Consider the following 18,368-nt stretch of genomic DNA (forward strand, 5'->3'; position numbering starts at 1 on the left):
CGTAGGCGCTACAGCGGGTTCTGCTCGATGCTGATGCGGTCCCAGTCGAAGACGCCGCTGGGTTTGGTCGACGCGCCGATGACGACTCCGGCGAAGAGGAAGCGCATCACGGCGTTGCGCCGCTCGTCCGTCATCTCTTCGGCTTCCCACGCCTTGCTCGCCTCTGGCCCGGTGAGCCCTTCTAGCAGCTTCATCGGCCGGACGACCAGGCGTCGCTGTGCCTTGGCGATGCGGTCGGTGATCTCCTTGCGCATGCCGCGGTACTCCGCTGTCGTGATCTCCTTCGCGGTCCACATCTGGTTCAGCTCGTCGAGTTGCTGCTGATCGGCTTCCACGGATCGGGAGGCCGCGTCCGGCAAGGAGGTCGAGGCGAGCTGGCCGGAGATGGTTAGCCTGCGCAGGAGGTCGATGGCCGCATCGGTGACGAAGCCCTCCAACTTCACTGCCGCGATGCGTCGTACGCACTTCTTGTCGCCGTTCCGGCACAAGTACGACGGCACAGCACCCACCTTCGTGCCGGACATGAGGGTGCCGCAGCGCCCGCACATCACCAGCCCTCGGAGCAGGTAGAAGCGGCGCAGCTCCAGGTTGGTCTGGTGGACGGCGGACCGGTACTCGCGCCGGGCACGCGTCTCCTGCCAGATGCCGGGCTCGATGATCGCGGGCCACTTGCCCGGCCCGACCTCTTCGCCCTGGTGCATGCGGATGCCGGCGACGTGCCGCGAGTCGAGGAGGGCCCGGACGGTGCCCTGGGACCACTCTTTGCCGTAGACGGTCTTGATGCCGCGCTTGTGGAGGAGAAGCGCAATGGCGCTCGGGCTCTGGCCCTTCAGGTAGCGGTCGAAGACCTCACGGACGATCTCGGCCTCGTCCTCGCGGATGGTCATGCCGTCCACCTCGTAACCGAGGCGGCGCTTGCCGGAGTGCGGGAGGCCGGTCTCGGCCCGCTCCTTCAGAGCCGACTTCAGGCGGCGCGAGGTGTCGTCCGAGGAGCGGCAGGCGTGGGCGACCTCGATGCGCAGGATGAAGCGGTCGTCGGGGTCGGAGAGGTTCCGCCGGTTGGCTTCGCCGTGGAGCAGGATCTGGTGGTCGTCCGAGACTTGAAGCAGTTCTTCGAGGTCTCGCGGCTGCCGCATCAGGCGGTCGGGGTGGTAGGCGATGATGTGCCGGAACTCGCGGCGGTGGGCACTTTCGAGGAGTTGGTCCCAGCCTGGCCGCTTGCGGTTGCGCCGCCATGCCGAGCGGCTGTTGTCCACGAAGACGTGGCTCGGGTCGATGACTAGCCCGCGGCGCTCGGCGATCTCCCGGCAGATGCGCTCCTGGCGGTCGACGCCGGTCTGGTCATCGTCGTCCGCCTGGGATATCCGGCAGTACAGAGCCGCCGGTTCACCTGGGGTTATTGTCATTTCCTGTGCCTCGTGTCGCCGCATGAACCGATTGTATGAACGAGGCTTTGGCTCGCCGAACTTCCGGCATCCGGTGACGCTTGCGAAGGAGCTGATGACGCTCGACGACGTCAGCGACGGGCGGGTGACGTTGGGGATCGGGTCCGGCGGGACCGGGTTCGACGCGCTGGTGCTGGGGCAGGAGGAGTGGTCGCCGCGCGAACGGGCGGACCGGTTCGCGGAGTTCGTGGAACTGCTCGACCGGCTGCTCACCCAGGGCGACATCACCTTCGGGGGCAGCTACTACTCCGCCGTCGAGGCGCGGAACATCCCCGGCTGCGTGCAGACGCCGCGGCTGCCGTTCGCGGTGGCGGCCACCGGACCGCGGGGCATGCGGCTGGCTGCGAAGTACGGCCAGGCGTGGGTGACCACGGGTGACCCGGCGCTTTACGAGACGGGGACGCCGGAGGAGTCGCTGGCGGCGATCCGCGGCCAGATCGAGCGGCTCGGCTCGGCGCTGCGGGACGCCGCCCGCGAGCCGGCCGGCGTGCCCAAGGTGCTGCTGACCGGCTTCACTCCGGACCGGGCCGCTCCGTTCAGCTCGCTGGACGCGTTCGTGGACTTCGCCGGGCGGCACGCCGAGGCCGGGATCGACGAGATCGTCGTGCACTGGCCGATCCCGGACTCCGACTTCGGCTACGACCATGCGATCTTCGAGCAGATCGCGATCGAGGCACCGGGTCAGCTCGGCTGAGCCGCCCGCCGCGCGTGCCGACCGGGCCGCCACCACCGCGGCACGTGGCGGCCCGACGTCGTGCCGTGGAGCCCGGGACGGCGCCGCACCGCTCGCGTCATGGAGCGGCGGGTCGGTCGGCCAGCGCGTCCATCCGGCGGGCGGCCACCTCGCGGTCGGCGGCGGCGGCGACGAACGCCTGCACCCGGTCGGCCCCCACCAGCTCCTGTACGGCGGCGACGGTGGGCGCGGGCAGCGGTACGAGTACGGACAGGGGCGACGGGGGCGTGGACGGGGGCGCCGCCGAAGGCACGGTGCCGGCGGAGGGCGCGGGCGCGGTGGCCTCGGGCGCGGTGACCTCGGGCGCGGTGGCCTCGCGCGTCGCGCCTTCCGCGCTGCTCCCGCGCCCCGCTTCCGCCCCGGACCCGGGCGGCTCCTGCTCGGCCGGCGGCGTGAACGCGGCCGCGTCTCCCAGATGGCGCCGGATGTGCTCGGTGGCCCGCAACCGCATCGCTCGGGCCAGCTCGGCGTCGACGGTCTGCTGGGCGAGCGGGCGCAGCCGCCGGATGAGGTCGGTGGCCTCGGCGGCCTCCTCGTCGGTCGGCGGGTGCTGGAGGAAGCGCTGGAAGACGTACTCCGTGGTGAACTCCAGGAACCGCTCCGAGATGTGTTCGACATGGCCGCGCACCTCGCGCAGATGCCCGGTGATCGCGGCCAGCGGCACCCCTGCACGGTGCAGTTCGGCAGCGACGGCCAGCTCGCTGGGGCTCGGCGCCAGGAATTCGTCGTCGTGTCCGGGCACCGCCTCCAGGACACCCAGCCGCAGCGCCTCCTCGACCGCCGTCAGGTCCATCACGCCGCCGAACGCCTCGGTCAGCTCGGCCAGCGCTATCCGGGCCGGTGCCTCGTCGGACCACGGCCGGTCCACCTCGCCGACCAGTCCGAGTACGCCGCCGAGCCCGGTGCCCGCGTCCCAGGCGGCGAGCAACTCCTTGATGCTCGCCAGCGTGTAGCCGCGCTCCAGCAGGTCGGCGATCTGCCGCAGCCGGGCCAGATGGGTGTCGTCGTAGACATTGGCCCGGCCCTGCCGCTCCGGTTTGGGCAGCAGGCCGCGGTCGGTGTACGCCCGGATCGTGCGGACCGTGGTGCCACTGAGGTGGGACAGGTCCTCGATCCGGTAGGCGCGCTGCTCTTCCGCGGTGGTCACGGACTTGCTCCTCGCTGGTCTGCTGTACGGGGGTCAGGAGGCGACGGCCGGCCCTTCCGCCGCCCCGCCGCCGGCGGACGTCCTGGGCTGGACGGCCTGCGCGGCGGGGGACACCGCCAGGTACTCCACCGCTTTGCTCAACGATCCCTCCTGCGACGGATGGTACGACCGCCGCAGGTAGCGGGGCATGGCCCCGTGCAGCGAGGCCCAGGAGGGGACCAGGCCGCGGCGGGCGGCGGCGCGGTGGTCCTTGAAGCGGTAGCGGCCCCGGTCCAGCTGCGGGTCGTGGCGCAGCAGATAGCGGGCACCGGCCACCCACAGGTAGAACAGCGTGGGCCAGGCCAGCGCCATGCCCTCGGCGCGGCGCAGGTAGCGCACCGCGCCCTTGCCGCCCGCGTGCTGGTACATGTCGAAGGCGACCGACCGGTGTTCGACCTCCTCGGCGCCGTGCCAGCGCAGCAGGTCGAGCATCACCTCGTCGCTGTCCGCGCCGTCCAGCGCGTCCGCGTCCAGAATCCAGTCGCCGAGCACCGCGGTGAAGTGCTCGATCGCGGCTATCAGCGACAGCCGGAAACGCAGCCACTCGCGGCGCGGCACCGGCAGGCCCCACGGCGGGCGCTCGCCCAGCATCACGTCGAACATCCACTCCACATGGCGGGTGTACGCCTCGGTGTCGAGTCGCTGCTCGGCCAGGTGCTCCAGCACATACGCGTGCTGGACGCTGTGGGTGGCCTCCTGGCCCATGAAGCCCTTCACGTCCTTGAGCAACCGCTCGTCCGTGACCAGGGGCAGCGCTTCCTTGAACACCTTCACGAACCACCGCTCGCCCGCGGGCAGCAGCAGATGCAGCACGTTGATGACGTGGGTCGCCGTCGGCTCGCCCGGAATCCAGTGCAGCGGGGTCTGCTTCCAGTCGAACGTGACCCGACGGGGCTTGATCGCGTGGCTCACGGGTGTGGCCTCCTTACGGGGTTCTGCGGGTGGGGATCGGGACGGACGAGGACGGCGGCGTGGCAGGTGCCCGGCCGGGCTGACGGGCAGCCGGCTACATCGGCGGATCGACCCGGGCGAGCGCGCGCAGCGCGCCCGGGGACATCCGCGACAGCAGCCGCGCACCGCGCGCCTCGGGTGTGACCGGGACGACCGCGGTGTCCCGGCGCACCGCGCGCACCACGGCTCGGGCGACCTTCTCCGGCGGGTAGTTGCGCAAGGCGTACAGCTTGGCGCTCTTGGCGCGGCGCCGCTCCTGCTCCTCGTCGCTGACGCCCGCGTGCCGTGCGCTGCCGGTGATCGCGGTGTTGACCAGGCCGGGGCAGATCGCGCTCACCCCGATGCCGTGCGGGGCGAGTTCGGCCCGCAGGCACTCGCTGAGCATCAGCACGGCGGCCTTCGAGGTGCTGTACGCGGGCAGGGCGCGGGAGGGCTGGAAGGCGGCGGCCGACGCGGTGTTGACGATGTGGCCCCCCTGGCCGCGCTCGGCCATCTGGCGCCCGAAGAGTCGGCAGCCGTGGATGACGCCCCACAAGTTGACGTCAAGTACCTGCTTCCAGTCCTCCGGGGTGGTGTCGAGGAAGGCGCCGGCCAGCCCGATTCCCGCGTTGTTGACCACCACGTCGGGCACCCCGCGCAGGTCGGCGGTGCGGGCGGCGAACTTCTCCATCGCGTCGGCGTCCGAGACGTCGACCACCTCGGGCCAGGCGTCGGGCGCGCCGGCCCGGCGGGCGGCCGCCGCGGTCGAGGCGGCGCCCTCCGCGTCCCGGTCCACCGCGACCACCCGCGCACCGGCCTCGGCGAAGGCGAGCGCGGTCGCCTTCCCGATGCCGCTGCCGGCGCCGGTGACCACCACCAGTTGCCCGGCGAACCGCTCGCGTGCGGCCGGCAGGCCCCGGCCGAGCACGGTCCGCGCGGCGGGGCCCGGTCCAGCGTCGTCGAGAGCGGCCTCACCCTCGGTGGCGGCCACGAAATCAGTGATCCAGCGGGCCAGTTGGTCCGGCCGGGACCGCGGCACCCAGTGCTTGGCCGGCAGGGTGCGGCGGGTCAGCTGAGGCACCCAGCGGTCGAGGTCGTCGTAGAGCCGCTCGGACAGGAAGGCGTCGCGGGTGGGGGTGATCAGCAGGACCGGGACGTGGGCGACGGGGTCGGGGCGCGGGTGGCCGAGCCGGCGCCGGATGTTGTCGCGGTAGAGCCAGGCGCCGTGCGCGGCGTCCTGCGGGAGGGAGGCGGTCGGATAGCCGTCGGAGGGGACCTTCTCGGCCCGGGCGAGCATCTTGGGCCACTGCTTGCCGAGCGGTCCCCGCCAGGCCAGCTCGGGCAGCACGGGGGTGTGCAGGGCGCCGACGTACCACGACTTGGCTCCCTGGCCGAGGAGTTGGGCGACGCGGCGCGGGGTGGGGCGGTGCAGGCGGCGGTTGATCCAGTGGCCGAAGTGGTCGAGGCTCGGGCCGGAGATCGAGGTGAAGGAGGCGATCCGGCCCTCGGCGGCGGGCACGGTGGCGAACTCCCAGCCCTGCACGGAGCCCCAGTCGTGGCCGACCAGGTGCACCGGGCGGTCCGGGCTGACCGCACGGACGACCGCGAGGAAGTCCTCGGTCAGCTTCTCCAGGGTGAAGCCGCCCCTGAGCGGGCTCGGAGCGGAGGAGCGGCCATGCCCCCGCACGTCGTAGCTCACCACGTGGAAGCGGTCGGAGAGCCGCTCGGCGACCGGCGACCAGACCTCCTTGCTGTCCGGATAGCCGTGCACCAGCACCACGGTCGGCGGGCCGCCGGGCGCGGCGGCCGCACCGCGCTCGGTCACGCACAGCCGCACGCCGCCGGCGCCGGTCACGAACCGCTCCCGCACCGGGCCACCCGCCTGCTCGGCGCCGTCCGACTCCGTGTCAAGGCCCGCGTCCGCGTCAGCGCCCGCTGCCCGGCCCGCGTCCTCCGCGCCGCTCCCGCCGTCCGTCCCGCCCGTTCCGTCCGTCCCACCCATGCCGTCCACGCCGTCACCGCCCCCAGCACCGATCAACACTGTCAGTGATCAATGTGACATCGACTGATGGCAGCGTCAAGACCTCCGACCCCGACCCGTAGGCACTTTCATCCGATCGGGTGCCGACCCCTACGGGTGGTCAGCCGTGAGTCGTACACGAAGCACCGCCCCGCGGGCGACGCGGGGGCCTTGCGTTTACCACTACGGTCGAGCCGTGACTGTGATCGCTACCGAGAGCCTGAGCAAGCGGTACCCGAGGGTGACCGCGCTCGACCGGCTGACCGTGGACATCACGCCCGGTGTGACCGGGCTGGTGGGCGCCAACGGAGCCGGCAAGTCGACCCTGATCAAGATCCTGCTGGGACTCGCCCCGGCCTCCGAGGGCCGTGCCACCGTGCTCGGCCGCGACGTGGCCACGGACGGTGCCGAGATCAGGGCCCTGGTGGGCTACATGCCCGAGCACGACTGCCTCCCGCCGGACGTCTCGGCGACCGAGTTCGTGGTGCACATGGCCCGCATGTCGGGCCTGCCGCCCACCGCGGCCCGCGAACGCACCGCCGACACGCTGCGGCACGTCGGCCTGTACGAGGAGCGCTACCGCCCGATGGGCGGCTACTCCACGGGCATGAAGCAGCGCGTCAAACTCGCCCAGGCGCTGGTGCACGACCCCGAGCTGGTGCTGCTCGACGAGCCGACCAACGGCCTCGACCCGGTCGGCCGCGACGACATGCTCGGCCTGATCCGCCGCGTGCACAGCGACTTCGGCATCTCGGTGCTCGTCACCTCGCACCTGCTCGGGGAGTTGGAGCGCACCAGCGACCACATCGTCGTCATCGACGGCGGCAAGCTGCTGCGGGCGTCGTCCACCAGCGACTTCACCCAGACCACCGGCTCTCTCGCCGTCGAGGTCACCGATCGCGAGGACGACCTGCTCGCCGCGCTGACCGGCGCGGGGCTGACCGCCCAGGGCGCCGGCCACCTGCTGATGGTCGACATCGCGGGCGACGAGACGTACGACACCGTCCGCGACGCGGTGGCCGTCCTCGGCGTCGGCCTGGTCCGCATGGAACAGCGCCGCCACCGGATCGCCGAACTCTTCGCGGACACGGACGCCGCCACCGACACCGACGCGCACGCACCCGTCCCCGCGGGCACAGGAAGGAACGCCCGGTGACCCAGCCCGACCTGACGCCCACGGACGTCATCCACGACATCGGCTACCGGTCGTACGACGGGCCCCGCCTCGGCCGCGCCTACGCCCGCAAGTCGCTCTACGTGCAGAGCCTGCGCGGCGCGTACGGCCTCGGCCGCAGCGCCAAGTCCAAGGTGCTGCCGATGCTGCTGCTCGGCGTGATGTGCCTGCCGGCACTGATCCTCGTCGCGGTCACGATCGTCACGAACCGCAACGACCTGCCGCTCCAGTACACCCGCTACGCGATCGTGCTCCAGGCGGTCATCACGCTCTTCGTCGCCTCCCAGGCACCCCAGGCCGTCTCGCGCGACCTGCGCTTCAAGACCACCCCGCTGTACTTCTCGCGGCCGATCGAGGCCGTCGACTACGTGGCCGCGAAGTTCGCCGCGCTGGCCTCGGCGCTGTTCCTGCTGACCGCGCTCCCCCTGCTGATCCTCTACATCGGCGCGCTGCTGGCGAAGCTCAGCTTCGGCCACCAGACCGCCGGGTTTGCGAAGGGCCTGGTGTCCATAGCCGTCCTGTCCCTGCTGTTCGCCGGCATCGGGCTGGTGATCGCGGCCGTCACCCCGCGCCGGGGCTTCGGAGTCGCCGCGGTGATCACCCTGTTCGTGATCACCTACGGCGCCGTCTCCGCGGTGCAGGGCGTCGCGTTCAACCAGGAGAAGTGGCACGTCATCGGCTGGCTCGGGCTGTTCTCGCCGATCACCCTGATCGACGGCTTCCAGACCTGGTTCCTGGACGCCACCTCCGCCTTCCCGCATGCGGCGGGACCGCCCGACGCGGTGGCCGGGATCGCGTATCTGCTGGTCATCATGGCGATCCTGGCGGGCAGCTTCGGGCTGCTGATGCGCCGCTACCAGAAGGCGGGCCTTTCATGACCACCATCGGCATCAACACGGTCTCCCGCTGGTTCGGCAACGTGGTGGCGGTCAACGACATCACCATGACCATCGGCCCGGGCGTCACCGGACTGCTGGGCCCCAACGGCGCGGGCAAGTCCACGCTCATCAACATGATGGCCGGCTTCCTCGCCCCCTCCGGCGGCAGCGTCACCCTCGACGGCGCCGTCATCTGGCGCAACGAGCAGGCGTACCGCGAGATCGGCATCGTGCCCGAACGCGAGTCGATGTACGACTTCCTGACCGCACGCGAGTTCGTCGTCGCCAACGCCGAACTGCACGGCCTGGCCGACCCCGGCGCCGCCGCCCAGCGCGCCCTGGCCACGGTGGAGATGGAGTACGCCCAGGACCGGCGGATCGAGACCTACAGCAAGGGCATGAGGCAGCGCGCCAAGATGGCGTCGGCGCTGGTGCACGACCCGTCGGTGCTGCTGCTCGACGAGCCGTTCAACGGCATGGACCCGCGCCAGCGGCTGCACCTGATGGACCTGCTGCGCGCCATGGGCGCGGACGGCAGGACCGTGCTGTTCTCCTCGCACATCCTGGAGGAGGTCGAGCAACTCGCCCACCACATCGAGGTCGTGGTGGCCGGACGGCACGCCGCCTCCGGCGACTTCCGCAAGATCCGCCGGCTCATGACCGACCGCCCGCACCGCTACCTCGTACGCTCCAGCGACGACCGCGCGCTCGCCTCCGCGCTCATCGCGCACGGCTCCACCGCGGGCATCGAACTGGACCGCACCGAGCGGGCCCTGCGCATCCAGGCGATCGACTTCGCCGGCTTCACCGAGTACCTGCCGCGGATCGCCCGCGACCACGGCATCCGGCTGTACGCGGTCTCGCCGTCCGACGAGTCGTTGGAAAGCGTGTTTTCCTACCTGGTCACGGCGTAAGGAGCGACCGACATGTCCACCACCTCCGCGCTCCCCGACGCGCCCGCCGCCAAGCCGGCGGCCCCCCGCACCGGCGGTCCGGTGTTCTACCACCCCACCGTGGCCAGGCTCACCTACCGCGCGCTGCTCGGCCGCCGCCGCGCCCTGCTGCTGTTCGGGCTGCCCGCGCTGCTGCTGGTCATCTGCGCCGCCGTGCGCGCCCTGGCCGGCGCCGACGACGGCACCGCCAACGACATACTCCAGGGCTTCGCGCTCAGCTCCATGCTGCCGCTGCTCGGCGTCATCGCCGGCACCGGCGCGATCGGCCCCGAGATCGACGACGGTGCCATCGTCTACCTGCTCGCCAAGCCGATCAGGCGCTCCACGATCATCTGCACCAAGCTGCTCGTCGCCATCGGCGTCACCCTCGTCTTCTCCGCGATCCCCACCCTGCTCGCGGGTTACCTGCTCAACGCCAACGGCCAGAACATCGCGGTGGCCTACGGCATCGCCACCGCGGTCGCGTCCGTCGCCTACTCGGCGATCTTCCTGCTGCTCGGGGTGTTCACCCGGCACGCGGTCGTCGTCGGCCTGGTCTACGCGCTGGTGTGGGAGACGGTGATCGGCAACCTCGTGTCCGGCGCCCAGACGCTCAGCGTGCAGCAGTGGGCGCTCGCTGTCGGGGCGAAGGCCGCGCACGGCGACCTGGTCAGCTCGGCGGTGTCGCTGCCGACCGGGATCATCCTGCTGATCGTGGTCACGGTCGCGGCCACCTGGTACGCGGCGCGCCGGCTGAGCACCCTGAAGCCGGTGGGCGACGAGTAAGGCGCCGAACGCACCCGCCCTGCCAGTGCGTCCATCCGGCGGCTCACAGCGAACCGTCCGAGACTGGAGGGGATGGCCCAGGACTCCTCGCACAGCACCCCGCCGCCTCAGCGCCGCGCCGCCGGATCGGTCGCCCCGTGCCACCGGGTCACACCCGGCGACGCGGGGCGCGCTGCTGTCGCCTGGGTCCGCTCCACCCCGGGCACGCACATCTGGCTTCTGATCATCCTGCTCACCAGCGGGATCGCCGCGCTGCTGCCGGCGGACGTGCGCTCGCACGTACTCCACCAGGTCAGCACCAACCTGGTGGAGCTGCGGGCGCACCCGATCCGGGTGCTGATCGCCAGCGCGCTGTGGATACAGAGCCCGTCCGGTCTCGCCGTGTACGTGGTGCTCTTCGAGGTGGTGCACGCCACCGCGGAACGCTGGCTCGGCACCGCGCGCTGGCTGGCGACCGCAGCCTTCGCGCACGTGGGCGCCACCCTGCTCAGCCAGAAGGCGGTCTTCCTCGACATCCGGGACAACCGCCTGCCGCACTCCCTGGCGTACACCGTGGACATCGGGGTCAGCTACGGCCTCGCCGGGGTCGCCGGGGTCCTCACCTACCGGCTGCCGCGCTGTGTCCGCCGGCCCTACGCGGTGGCGCTGCTCGGCTTCTTCGGCTACCGCCTGGTGACCGGTGACACCTTCACCGACCTCGGCCACTTCACGGCGGTGCTGATCGGGCTGTGCTGCTACGCCCTGACGCCGCTGCCGCCCACCCCTGCCGCGCACGCTCCGGTATCCGACGGCGGTACGACCGACGGCGGTACGGCCGACGGAAGGGCGGCCGGGTGGGAGGACGGCCGCCGGGACCGCCGGTAGGCGCTCCCGGCAATCCCCTGCGTACGGACCCGGGCCGCGTGCCTCAGGAGGCGGCGGCGCCCATGAGCCGCTCCAGGACCACCGCGATGCCGTCCTCGTCGTTGGAGAGCGTGATCTCGTCGGCCACGGCCTTGAGGTCGGGGTGGGCGTTGGCCATCGCCACGCTGTGCCCGGCCCAGCGGAACATCGGCACGTCGTTGGGCATGTCGCCGAAGGCGATGGTCTGCGCCGCGGTGACGCCCAGCCGCCGGGCGGCCAGCGACAGCCCGGTCGCCTTGGTGAGACCGAGCGGCAGCAGTTCCACGATGCCCTGGCCGGCCATGACGACGCCCACCATGTCGCCGGCGACCGCGCGGGCCGCCTCGGCGAGCGCGTCGTCGTCGAGTTCGTGGTGCTGGATGTAGAGCTTGTTGATGGGCTCGGCCCACAGCACGTCGGTGCCGGTCATGTGGATGACCGGGAGTTCGGGGTTGTAGATGTACCCGTTGCCGACCAGCACCTCGCCGTCGAGGCCGTCCCGGCTGGCCGCCAGGGCGACCGGGCCGACCTCCGCCTCGATCTTGGCCAGTGCCACCGCGGCGAGCTTGCGGTCCAGCGTCACGGAGGTGAGCAGCCGGCCCGTGCCCGCGTCGTACACCTGCGCGCCCTGGCCGCAGACGGCGAGCCCCTGGTAGCCGAGGTCGTCCAGGACATGCCGCGTCCAGGGCACCGAGCGGCCGGTGACGATGATGTGTGCCGCGCCCGCGGCGGTCACCGCGGCGAGCGCGGCGCGGGACCGCCGCGAGACGGTGCCGTCCTCGCGCAGCAGGGTGCCGTCCAGGTCGGTGGCGACCAGCTGGTACGGCAGCGGCCCCGTGGCGGAGCCGCCGGCCGTACCCGGCTCGGAGGCGGTCACTTGGCGGCGGGGTTCGCGCCGGTGGCCGGGGGTTCCAGGATGTCGCGCCCGCCCAGGTACGGCCGCAGGACCTCGGGCACCCGGACCGAGCCGTCGGCCTGCTGGTGGTTCTCCAGCAGGGCGACGATGGTGCGGGTCACCGCGCACAGGGTGCCGTTGAGGGTGGCCAGCGGCCGGGTGCCGTCGCTGTCGCGCATCCGGATGCCGAGCCGCCGGGCCTGGAACTGCGTGGTGTTGGAGGTGGAGGTCAGCTCGCGGTACTTGCCCTGGGTCGGAATCCACGCCTCGCAGTCGAACTTGCGCGACGCCGAGGAGCCCAGGTCGCCCGAGGCCAGCTCGATCACCTGGAACGGAAGCTCCAGCGACGTCAGCCACTGCTTCTCCCACGCCAGCAACCGCTGGTGCTCGGCCTCGGCCTCCTCCGGCGTGGTGTAGACGAACATCTCGACCTTGTCGAACTGGTGCACCCGGAAGATGCCGCGGGTGTCCTTGCCGTACGAGCCGGCCTCCCGCCGGTAGCAGGCGGAGAAGCCCGCGTAGCGCAGCGGCAGCCTGGACGCCTCGATGATCTCGTCCATGTGGTAGGCGGCGAGCGGGACCTCGGAGGTGCCGACCAGGTAGAGGTCGTCCTTCTCCAGGTAGTACACGTCGTCCTCGACCTGGCCCAGGTAACCGGTGCCCGCCATGGCGGCGGGCCTTACCAGGTTCGGGGTGAGCACCGGGGTGAAGCCTGCGGCGGTGGCCTGCGCGATGGCGGCGTTGACCAGGGCCAGCTCCAGCAGCGCGCCGATGCCGGTGAGGTAGTAGAAGCGCGAGCCGGACACCTTGGCACCGCGGTCGGTGTCGATGGCGCCGAGCAGCTCGCCCAGCTCCAGGTGGTCCTTGGGGGTGAAGCCCTCGGCGGAGAAGTCCCGGGGGGTGCCGACGGTCTCGATGACGACGAAGTCCTCCTCGCCGCCGATCGGGGCATCCGGGTGCACCACGTTGCCCAGGCGCAGCAGAAGCTGCTGGGCCTGCTCGGCGGCCTCCTGCTGCTCGGCGTCCGCGGACTTGACCGAGTCGGCCAGTTCCTTGGTGCGCTTGAGCAGCTCGGCCCGCTCGTCGCCCTGCGCCTTGGAGACCAGCCGGCCGAGTTGCCTCTGCTCGGCGCGCAGCTCGTCGAAGCGGGTACTGGAGGACCTGCGCCGCTCGTCGGCGGAGAGCAGCGCGTCGACGAGCGCGACGTCCTCTCCACGGGCGCGCTGCGAGGCGCGCACTCGGTCGGGGTCCTCACGAAGCAGACGAAGGTCAATCACGGTCCACAGGCTACCGGGCGGCGGTCGGATGCGGCGACAACTTAAAGGCGTAATGCGAGCAATGTCCGGTTCGCTGGAAAAGCGAAAGAAAGGAGAGAAGGTGGCGATAACGTCGTTCGTCAACGCAATTCCGACCATCCCTCCCCGGGGTCAGCCGGCCTGTGGAGAACCGGAGTTGATCCACGGCGAAGGGTGGCGCCAGGGGCCTTCCCGGCCCCTCTCCGGCCGAGTTATCCACAGGGAGTGGGGAAATCCCGGCCGGTTGTCCACAGGGTGTGGGGAAGATCTGTGGAGAAGTGGCGAGATCATTTCCCGGGCTCTGTGTTCGGCTATGGATTCCCCGCGCAAACCCGTTCCACACTCCCTTTCGAGTGAGATGCGTTCCCCCGGGAGGATGGCGAGGGGGATTTGGGGTGACGCGGGGTGAGGTGTCGCACTCCGGGGCGACCTGGTGTCTGTGTACCAATTTGTCGACTTGGTCGGCTTCCTCTGTCGACTTGTCCCCAGTTACCCACAGGCCGTGCGCCGAGCCTGTGGATAACTCGGTGGACAACTCGCAAGATGGCTGGTGGGCAAAGCCAAGGCGAACGCCAGGTGACCGGGTCGGCGGTCACCTTCCGTCATGTCGGGGCCTGGGTTTTGGCGGCGGGCCTGCCTCAGGCGCGCCCGTCGAGCGCCCGGTTCAGCCAGTCCGCGGCCTTGCTGAACTCCTCGTCGCTCGCGCCGCGGCGTACCTCCGGCGCGATCTCGTCGGCCCGCGGGTACGACCCGAGCAGCCGCACCTTCAGGCAGCGCCGGTGCAGCCCGAGCAGCGTTTCGCTCACCCGCCGGTCGGTCAGGTGGCCCTCGGCGTCCACCGAGAAGCAGTACTGCCCCAGGCCCTCACCGGTCGGCCGGGACTCGATCCGCATCAGGTTCACCCCGCGGATCGCGAACTCCTGGAGCAGGTCGAGCAGCGCGCCGGGGTGGTCGTCGCGCAGCCAGAACACCGCCGACGTCTTGTCCGCGCCGGTGGGCGCCGCCAGCCGGGCCGGCTTGCCGACCAGCACGAAGCGGGTGGTCGCGTTCGAGGCGTCGTGGATCTCGGTGGCCAGCGGTTCGAGGCCGTACGTCGGGGCGGCGAACTCGCCGGCGAAGGCGCCGTCGTAGCGGGACTCCTGGACCAGCCGGGCGCCGTCCGCGTTCGAGGCCGCCGACTCCCACACCGCGTCCGGAAGGTGCTTCGACAGCCACTGCCTGACCTGCACCTGGGCGGCCGGGTGGCCGGTCACCGTCTTCACGTCCGACAGCTTCGTGCCCGGCCGGACCAGCAGGGCGAACGCGATCGGCAGCAGCACCTCGCGGTAGATCATCAGCGGGGCGCCGAACGCCAGCTCGTCGAGGGTGGTGGTGATGCCGCCCTCCACCGAGTTCTCGATCGGCACCAGCGCGCCGCCCGCCTCACCGGTGCGTACCGCGTCCAGCGCGGCGGCCACCGACACCATCGGGACCAGCTCGCGGGTGGCGGACTCGGGCAGCGTGCGCAGCGCCGCCTCGGTGAAGGTGCCCTCAGGTCCCAGATACGTGTAACGGCTCGCCGGCGACATGAGTTCAGCCTAACGGCCCACACGGGCGGCCCCGTCCGTCTCGTAAGCTTGTTCGCAAGGCCCCGCACGAACGTACGAGACGCGCGACCGCCCAGCGCCGGGCCCTCGCGCGTCAGCCCTCCCGCCTTGCGGGGCCGGTCCGCCGGCGCGTCAGCTCTCCAGCAGGCGCTGGCCGACGTACTCCCCCTTCCCCGCCCCGCCCGGCACCGCGAAGAGCCCGCTCGTCTCGTGGCGCAGGAAGCGGGACAGCCCGTCGGCGCCGTCGAGCTTGCGCTGGACCGGCACGAAGCCCGTCAGCGGGTCGGCCTGCCAGGCGACGAAGAGCAGCCCGGCGTCCGGGGTGCCGTCGGTGCCGATGCCGTCGTGGTAGGAGAAGGCGCGGCGCAGCATGGCCGCGCCGCTGTTCGACGCGGGGGCGGCCAGCCGGATATGGGCGTCGCCCGCGATCGCCAGCGACCGGTCCGGGTTGATCTTGTCGAGCTGCACCGGTGTGGTCTCGACGCCGCCGGACAGCGGTGCGCCGTCGGACTTGCGGCGCCCCACCACCCGCTCCTGCTCGGCCACCGACAGGTGGTCCCAGGTGTCCAGCAGCATCCTGATCCGCCGGACGACCGCGTACGAGCCGCCCGCCATCCAGTCGGGAGAGCCGGTCGCCGGCACGAAGATCCGCTTGTCGAAGTCCGGGTCGGACGGCTTGGGGTTGTTGGTGCCGTCGATCTGCCCCATGAGGTTGCGCGGGGTGCGGGGCCGGTCGGTCGCGCCGGGGGTGCGGTTGAACCCGTTCATCTGCCAGCGCACGGTCGCGGTGCCGCTCGCCGCCTTCTGCAGCACCCGCAGCGCGTGGAAGGCGACCAGTGCGTCGTCGGCGCCGATCTGCACCCACAGGTCGCCGTTGCTGCGCTTGGGGTCGAGGTGGTCCGAGGGGAAGTCGGGCAGCGGCGCCAGCGCGGCCGGCAGCTTCGACGTCAGCCCGGTCCGCCCGAAGAAGCTGCGCCCGAACCCGAAGGTGACGGTCAGCGAGGACGGCCCCGCGTCGTCGGCGACCTGGTCGTCGTACGCCGCGGGGGTGGCGGGGCGACCGGCCGCGGTCATCTCCCGCACCGCGTCCGACCAGCGCCGCAGCAGCGCGGCCGCCGCACGGCGGTCCGCGCCGGTCACCAGGTCGAAGGCGGCCAGATGGCCGCGGGCCTGAGCGGGCTGCACGATCCCGGCCTGTCGGGTGCCCTCGAACGGGATGTGCGCCGAGCCGACCGTCGTCAGCGCGGTCGGCTCGTCCCGGGTGCCGGCCGCCACGGCGGCGCCCGCACCGCCGCCGACCACGAGCCCGGCCGCCCCGGCCGCGCCCGCGGTGCCCAGCAGCCGCCGACGGCTGACCCCGGGCCGTGCCGCGTCCTGCTCGGAGCCCTGCCCGGGGTTCTGCTCGGCCGGCCTGCGGACGGCGTGTCCGGCGGTGCGCCCCGCCGACTTGTTCGTGGCACTCACGACGTGACCTTCACATTCTTCGTCTCCGTCACCTCGTCGATGTCCGAGGTGCGGACGGTGACCGACATCTGCCAGGTGCCGGGCAGCGGCAACTGCGCCGCGCTCGCCGTCCACTTGCCGGTGCCCACGTGCGTGAGCGTGATCGGGATCGGGCCGAGGTTCTGTGCGGGCAGCGTGAACGCCAACCGCACCTCGGGCACGTCGACCGGGGTGCCGGCCGCGCCGTTGATCACCAACTGCACCTGGTTGGGGGTCGCGGCCTGCCCGGGGGTCACCGTGACCTCCGCGGTGCCCTTCCCCTTCGGGCCGCCGGTGTCGTACGGCACCGTGACCGCGATCCGGCCCTGCCCCGAGGGCGCGGTGCCCGTGCCCGAGGACGCGGACGGTGCGGGTGCCAGGGCCTTCTGCTCCTCCGCGGCCCGCCCCGGCTGGGAGCCGGACAGGATCGTGGTCACCCCCAGCAGCACCACGGCCACCGCCGCCTCGGCCAGTACCGAGCGGCGCAGCGCGCCGCGGAAGGGGTCGGCGTCCAGGACCTTCCTGGCCCGCGCCGCGCTACGGGCGGCCTGCTGCCGGCGCAGTTGCGCGGCCCGGGCGTTGTCGGCCCCACCCGCGCCGCCGCTTCCGGACGCCGCACCCGCCTTGGCGTCCGCGGTCGCGGCGGTCCCGTCCGTACGGTCCGTGGCCGCCGCCACCGGCTCGCGTACGCCCTGCGCCACCACGGTGCCGGCCGAGGCCGTGGCCGCCGCGGAGGCGGAAGCCGTGGTCGAAGCGGACGCCGAAGCGGAGCCCGAAGCCGAAGCCGAAGCCGTGGCCGGTGCCTGCCCGAGCCGCGCGGTCCAGCGCCGGGAGAACCAGGCGATGGCCACCAGCGCGCACACCAGCCCGATCTTGATCAGCAGCGTCCGCCCGTAGGAGGTGTCGGTGAAGGCCCGCCAACTGCCCATCTGCCGCCACGCCTGGTAGACGCCGGTGCCGACCAGCAGCGTGATCGCGGTGAGCCCGACCAGCGAGAAGCGGCGCACCGCGTACGCCTCGATCGGGCGGCTCGCGACCGAGGGCGCCCACAGCGCGGTCAGCAAGGTGGTCAGACCGCCCAGCCAGACCGCCATGGACAGCAGGTGGACCACGTCGACCGGCATCGCGACCTGGTGCTGGATACCCACCGAGGCGTGCTCGGCCATCGCCCAGGTCGCCGCGATGCCGACCCCGATCACGGTGCCGCCGATGCCCAGCCCCCAGGCGAGGTCCGCGCGTTCCTCCGGGTCCTCCCGTCTGGCGTACGACCCGAACAGCACCGCCAGGAACACCGCGGCGGCCGCGAGCAGCAGCAGCCGGGACAGCAGCGCCGCCCCGGGTCTTGTCTGGAGCTGGTCGCGCATCACCCCCAGGTCGAGCGCCTGCCCGAGCCCCTTGCCGTTGACGTACGGCCCGCGCAGCAGCAGCAACGCGATGGTGGAGGCGGCCATCGCCACCCAGCCGGTCGCCGCGATCCGCTGGAGCGGACGCAGCAGCGCGCCGCGCGGCCAGCACACCGAGAGGAACACCGAGGCGCCGACCAGCAGCGCGAAGCCGGCGTACGCGACGTAGCGGCCGACGCCGTACAGCGTGCCGGCCGCGCCGCCGCCGCGCGCCGCGACGCCGGACAGGTCGACGTCCGTCCTGGAGGGGGCGCCGATGGAGAAGGTGAAGGCGCCGGCGACGGGGTGGCTGTCCTGGGAGATCGCCCGCCAGGCCACGGTGTAGGTGCCGTCGCCCAGGCCCGGTTTGAGGGCGACGGTCGAGGTGGCGCCGGAGTCCTTGCCCTGGGCGTGGCCCGGGGTGCCGACGGCGACGTCGGTGCCGTGCGGGTCGAGCACCCGCAGCGAGTCGTCGGACAGCAGCACGCCCTCGGAGTAGGTGAGCACCACCCGCTGCGGCGCCGTCTTGACCACCGACCCGTCGGCCGGGTCGGTACGGATCAGGGCGGCGTGCGCCGAGGCGGGCACCGCCGTGCCGAGCAGCAGCCCGACCAGCGCGCCGAGCCCCACGAGCAGCGCCGCCGCGCGCCGCGGCCAGGACCAGGCCGCCCGCGCCGCGAGCGGACGCGTCCCGACCCGACGCCACCGCGACCCGGGTGGCCGGGCGCCCGGTTGCCGTACGTACGACCGTGTGTCCATCGG

The 18,368-nt window shown here is 72.3% G+C and carries 14 protein-coding genes and 1 pseudogene; 6 read left to right on the forward strand and 9 right to left on the reverse strand.

Annotated features, from left to right (window positions below; translation table 11 throughout):
* Positions 1–8: 8 nt before the first annotated feature.
* Positions 9–1,406, reverse strand: a complete 1,398-nt coding sequence (locus ACIPAE_RS09625) for a recombinase family protein (RefSeq protein ID WP_402444077.1) — start codon at positions 1,404–1,406, stop codon at positions 9–11.
* Between the two features lie 52 nt (positions 1,407–1,458).
* On the opposite strand from ACIPAE_RS09625, the pseudogene ACIPAE_RS09630 reads away from it, so the two are divergent.
* Positions 1,459–2,139: pseudogene (locus tag ACIPAE_RS09630) on the forward strand (LLM class flavin-dependent oxidoreductase); the annotation flags it as partial.
* A gap of 97 nt (positions 2,140–2,236) precedes the next feature.
* Here ACIPAE_RS09630 and ACIPAE_RS09635 read toward each other — a convergent pair.
* The 3 genes from ACIPAE_RS09635 to ACIPAE_RS09645 all read right to left on the reverse strand — a co-directional run bounded on the left by ACIPAE_RS09635 (position 2,237) and on the right by ACIPAE_RS09645 (position 6,296).
* A complete protein-coding gene (locus ACIPAE_RS09635) occupies positions 2,237–3,325 on the reverse strand; it encodes a MerR family transcriptional regulator (RefSeq protein ID WP_402444078.1) in 1,089 nt (362 codons plus the stop codon).
* Positions 3,326–3,358: 33 nt separating this feature from the next.
* Positions 3,359–4,276: a metal-dependent hydrolase gene (locus ACIPAE_RS09640; protein WP_329367072.1), complete on the reverse strand. Its 918-nt coding sequence runs from the start codon at positions 4,274–4,276 to the stop codon at positions 3,359–3,361.
* A gap of 94 nt (positions 4,277–4,370) precedes the next feature.
* Positions 4,371–6,296: an SDR family oxidoreductase gene (locus ACIPAE_RS09645; RefSeq protein ID WP_402444485.1), complete on the reverse strand. Its 1,926-nt coding sequence runs from the start codon at positions 6,294–6,296 to the stop codon at positions 4,371–4,373.
* 214 nt (positions 6,297–6,510) lie between these two features.
* On the opposite strand from ACIPAE_RS09645, the gene ACIPAE_RS09650 reads away from it, so the two are divergent.
* The 5 genes from ACIPAE_RS09650 to ACIPAE_RS09670 all read left to right on the forward strand — a co-directional run bounded on the left by ACIPAE_RS09650 (position 6,511) and on the right by ACIPAE_RS09670 (position 10,948).
* Entirely contained in the window at positions 6,511–7,470 is a 960-nt protein-coding gene (locus ACIPAE_RS09650) for an ABC transporter ATP-binding protein (RefSeq protein WP_329367074.1), read from the forward strand.
* The gene (locus tag ACIPAE_RS09655) at positions 7,467–8,366 is read left to right on the forward strand and encodes an ABC transporter permease (protein ID WP_329367076.1); all 900 of its coding nucleotides are present in this window, start codon (positions 7,467–7,469) and stop codon (positions 8,364–8,366) included. The genes ACIPAE_RS09650 and ACIPAE_RS09655 overlap by 4 nt, the downstream gene beginning before the upstream one ends.
* Positions 8,363–9,280: an ABC transporter ATP-binding protein gene (locus tag ACIPAE_RS09660; protein ID WP_329367079.1), complete on the forward strand. Its 918-nt coding sequence runs from the start codon at positions 8,363–8,365 to the stop codon at positions 9,278–9,280. The genes ACIPAE_RS09655 and ACIPAE_RS09660 overlap by 4 nt, the downstream gene beginning before the upstream one ends.
* Before the next feature lie 12 nt (positions 9,281–9,292).
* A complete protein-coding gene (locus tag ACIPAE_RS09665) occupies positions 9,293–10,084 on the forward strand; it encodes an ABC transporter permease (RefSeq protein WP_329367081.1) in 792 nt (263 codons plus the stop codon).
* Between the two features lie 72 nt (positions 10,085–10,156).
* A complete protein-coding gene (locus ACIPAE_RS09670) occupies positions 10,157–10,948 on the forward strand; it encodes a rhomboid-like protein (RefSeq protein WP_402444081.1) in 792 nt (263 codons plus the stop codon).
* 43 nt (positions 10,949–10,991) lie between these two features.
* On the opposite strand, the gene ACIPAE_RS09675 is transcribed toward ACIPAE_RS09670, so the two are convergent.
* The 5 genes from ACIPAE_RS09675 to ACIPAE_RS09695 all read right to left on the reverse strand — a co-directional run bounded on the left by ACIPAE_RS09675 (position 10,992) and on the right by ACIPAE_RS09695 (position 18,365).
* Entirely contained in the window at positions 10,992–11,843 is an 852-nt protein-coding gene (locus tag ACIPAE_RS09675; RefSeq protein WP_329367085.1) for an HAD family hydrolase, read from the reverse strand.
* Positions 11,840–13,138: a serine--tRNA ligase gene (gene serS, locus ACIPAE_RS09680; RefSeq protein ID WP_402444083.1), complete on the reverse strand. Its 1,299-nt coding sequence runs from the start codon at positions 13,136–13,138 to the stop codon at positions 11,840–11,842. Before serS ends, ACIPAE_RS09675 begins: the two co-directional genes overlap by 4 nt.
* A gap of 656 nt (positions 13,139–13,794) precedes the next feature.
* Complete coding sequence (gene pheA / locus ACIPAE_RS09685; RefSeq protein WP_329367089.1) at positions 13,795–14,724, reverse strand: prephenate dehydratase; 930 nt, start codon at positions 14,722–14,724, stop codon at positions 13,795–13,797.
* A gap of 150 nt (positions 14,725–14,874) precedes the next feature.
* Entirely contained in the window at positions 14,875–16,206 is a 1,332-nt protein-coding gene (efeB, locus tag ACIPAE_RS09690; RefSeq protein WP_402444086.1) for an iron uptake transporter deferrochelatase/peroxidase subunit, read from the reverse strand.
* On the reverse strand, positions 16,203–18,365 hold the full coding sequence (locus ACIPAE_RS09695) for a copper resistance protein CopC (protein WP_402444088.1): 2,163 nt from the start codon (positions 18,363–18,365) through the stop codon (positions 16,203–16,205). The genes efeB and ACIPAE_RS09695 overlap by 4 nt, the downstream gene beginning before the upstream one ends.
* Positions 18,366–18,368 lie beyond the last annotated feature (3 nt).

The sequence above is a fragment of the Streptomyces sp. NPDC087270 genome, from assembly GCF_044744625.1.
Classification (GTDB): domain Bacteria; phylum Actinomycetota; class Actinomycetes; order Streptomycetales; family Streptomycetaceae; genus Actinacidiphila.

What these genes read in the sequence shown, in the direction of transcription:
- ACIPAE_RS09625 (WP_402444077.1), bottom strand. Translation starts at nt 1,406, where the DNA reads ATGACAATAACCCCAGGTGAACCGGCGGCTCTGTACTGCCGGATATCC.
- ACIPAE_RS09645 (WP_402444485.1), bottom strand. Translation starts at nt 6,296, where the DNA reads ATGGGTGGGACGGACGGAACGGGCGGGACGGACGGCGGGAGCGGCGCG.
- ACIPAE_RS09660 (WP_329367079.1), top strand. Translation starts at nt 8,363, where the DNA reads ATGACCACCATCGGCATCAACACGGTCTCCCGCTGGTTCGGCAACGTG.
- ACIPAE_RS09665 (WP_329367081.1), top strand. Translation starts at nt 9,293, where the DNA reads ATGTCCACCACCTCCGCGCTCCCCGACGCGCCCGCCGCCAAGCCGGCG.
- ACIPAE_RS09670 (WP_402444081.1), top strand. Translation starts at nt 10,157, where the DNA reads ATGGCCCAGGACTCCTCGCACAGCACCCCGCCGCCTCAGCGCCGCGCC.
- pheA (WP_329367089.1), bottom strand. Translation starts at nt 14,724, where the DNA reads ATGTCGCCGGCGAGCCGTTACACGTATCTGGGACCTGAGGGCACCTTC.
- ACIPAE_RS09695 (WP_402444088.1), bottom strand. Translation starts at nt 18,365, where the DNA reads ATGGACACACGGTCGTACGTACGGCAACCGGGCGCCCGGCCACCCGGG.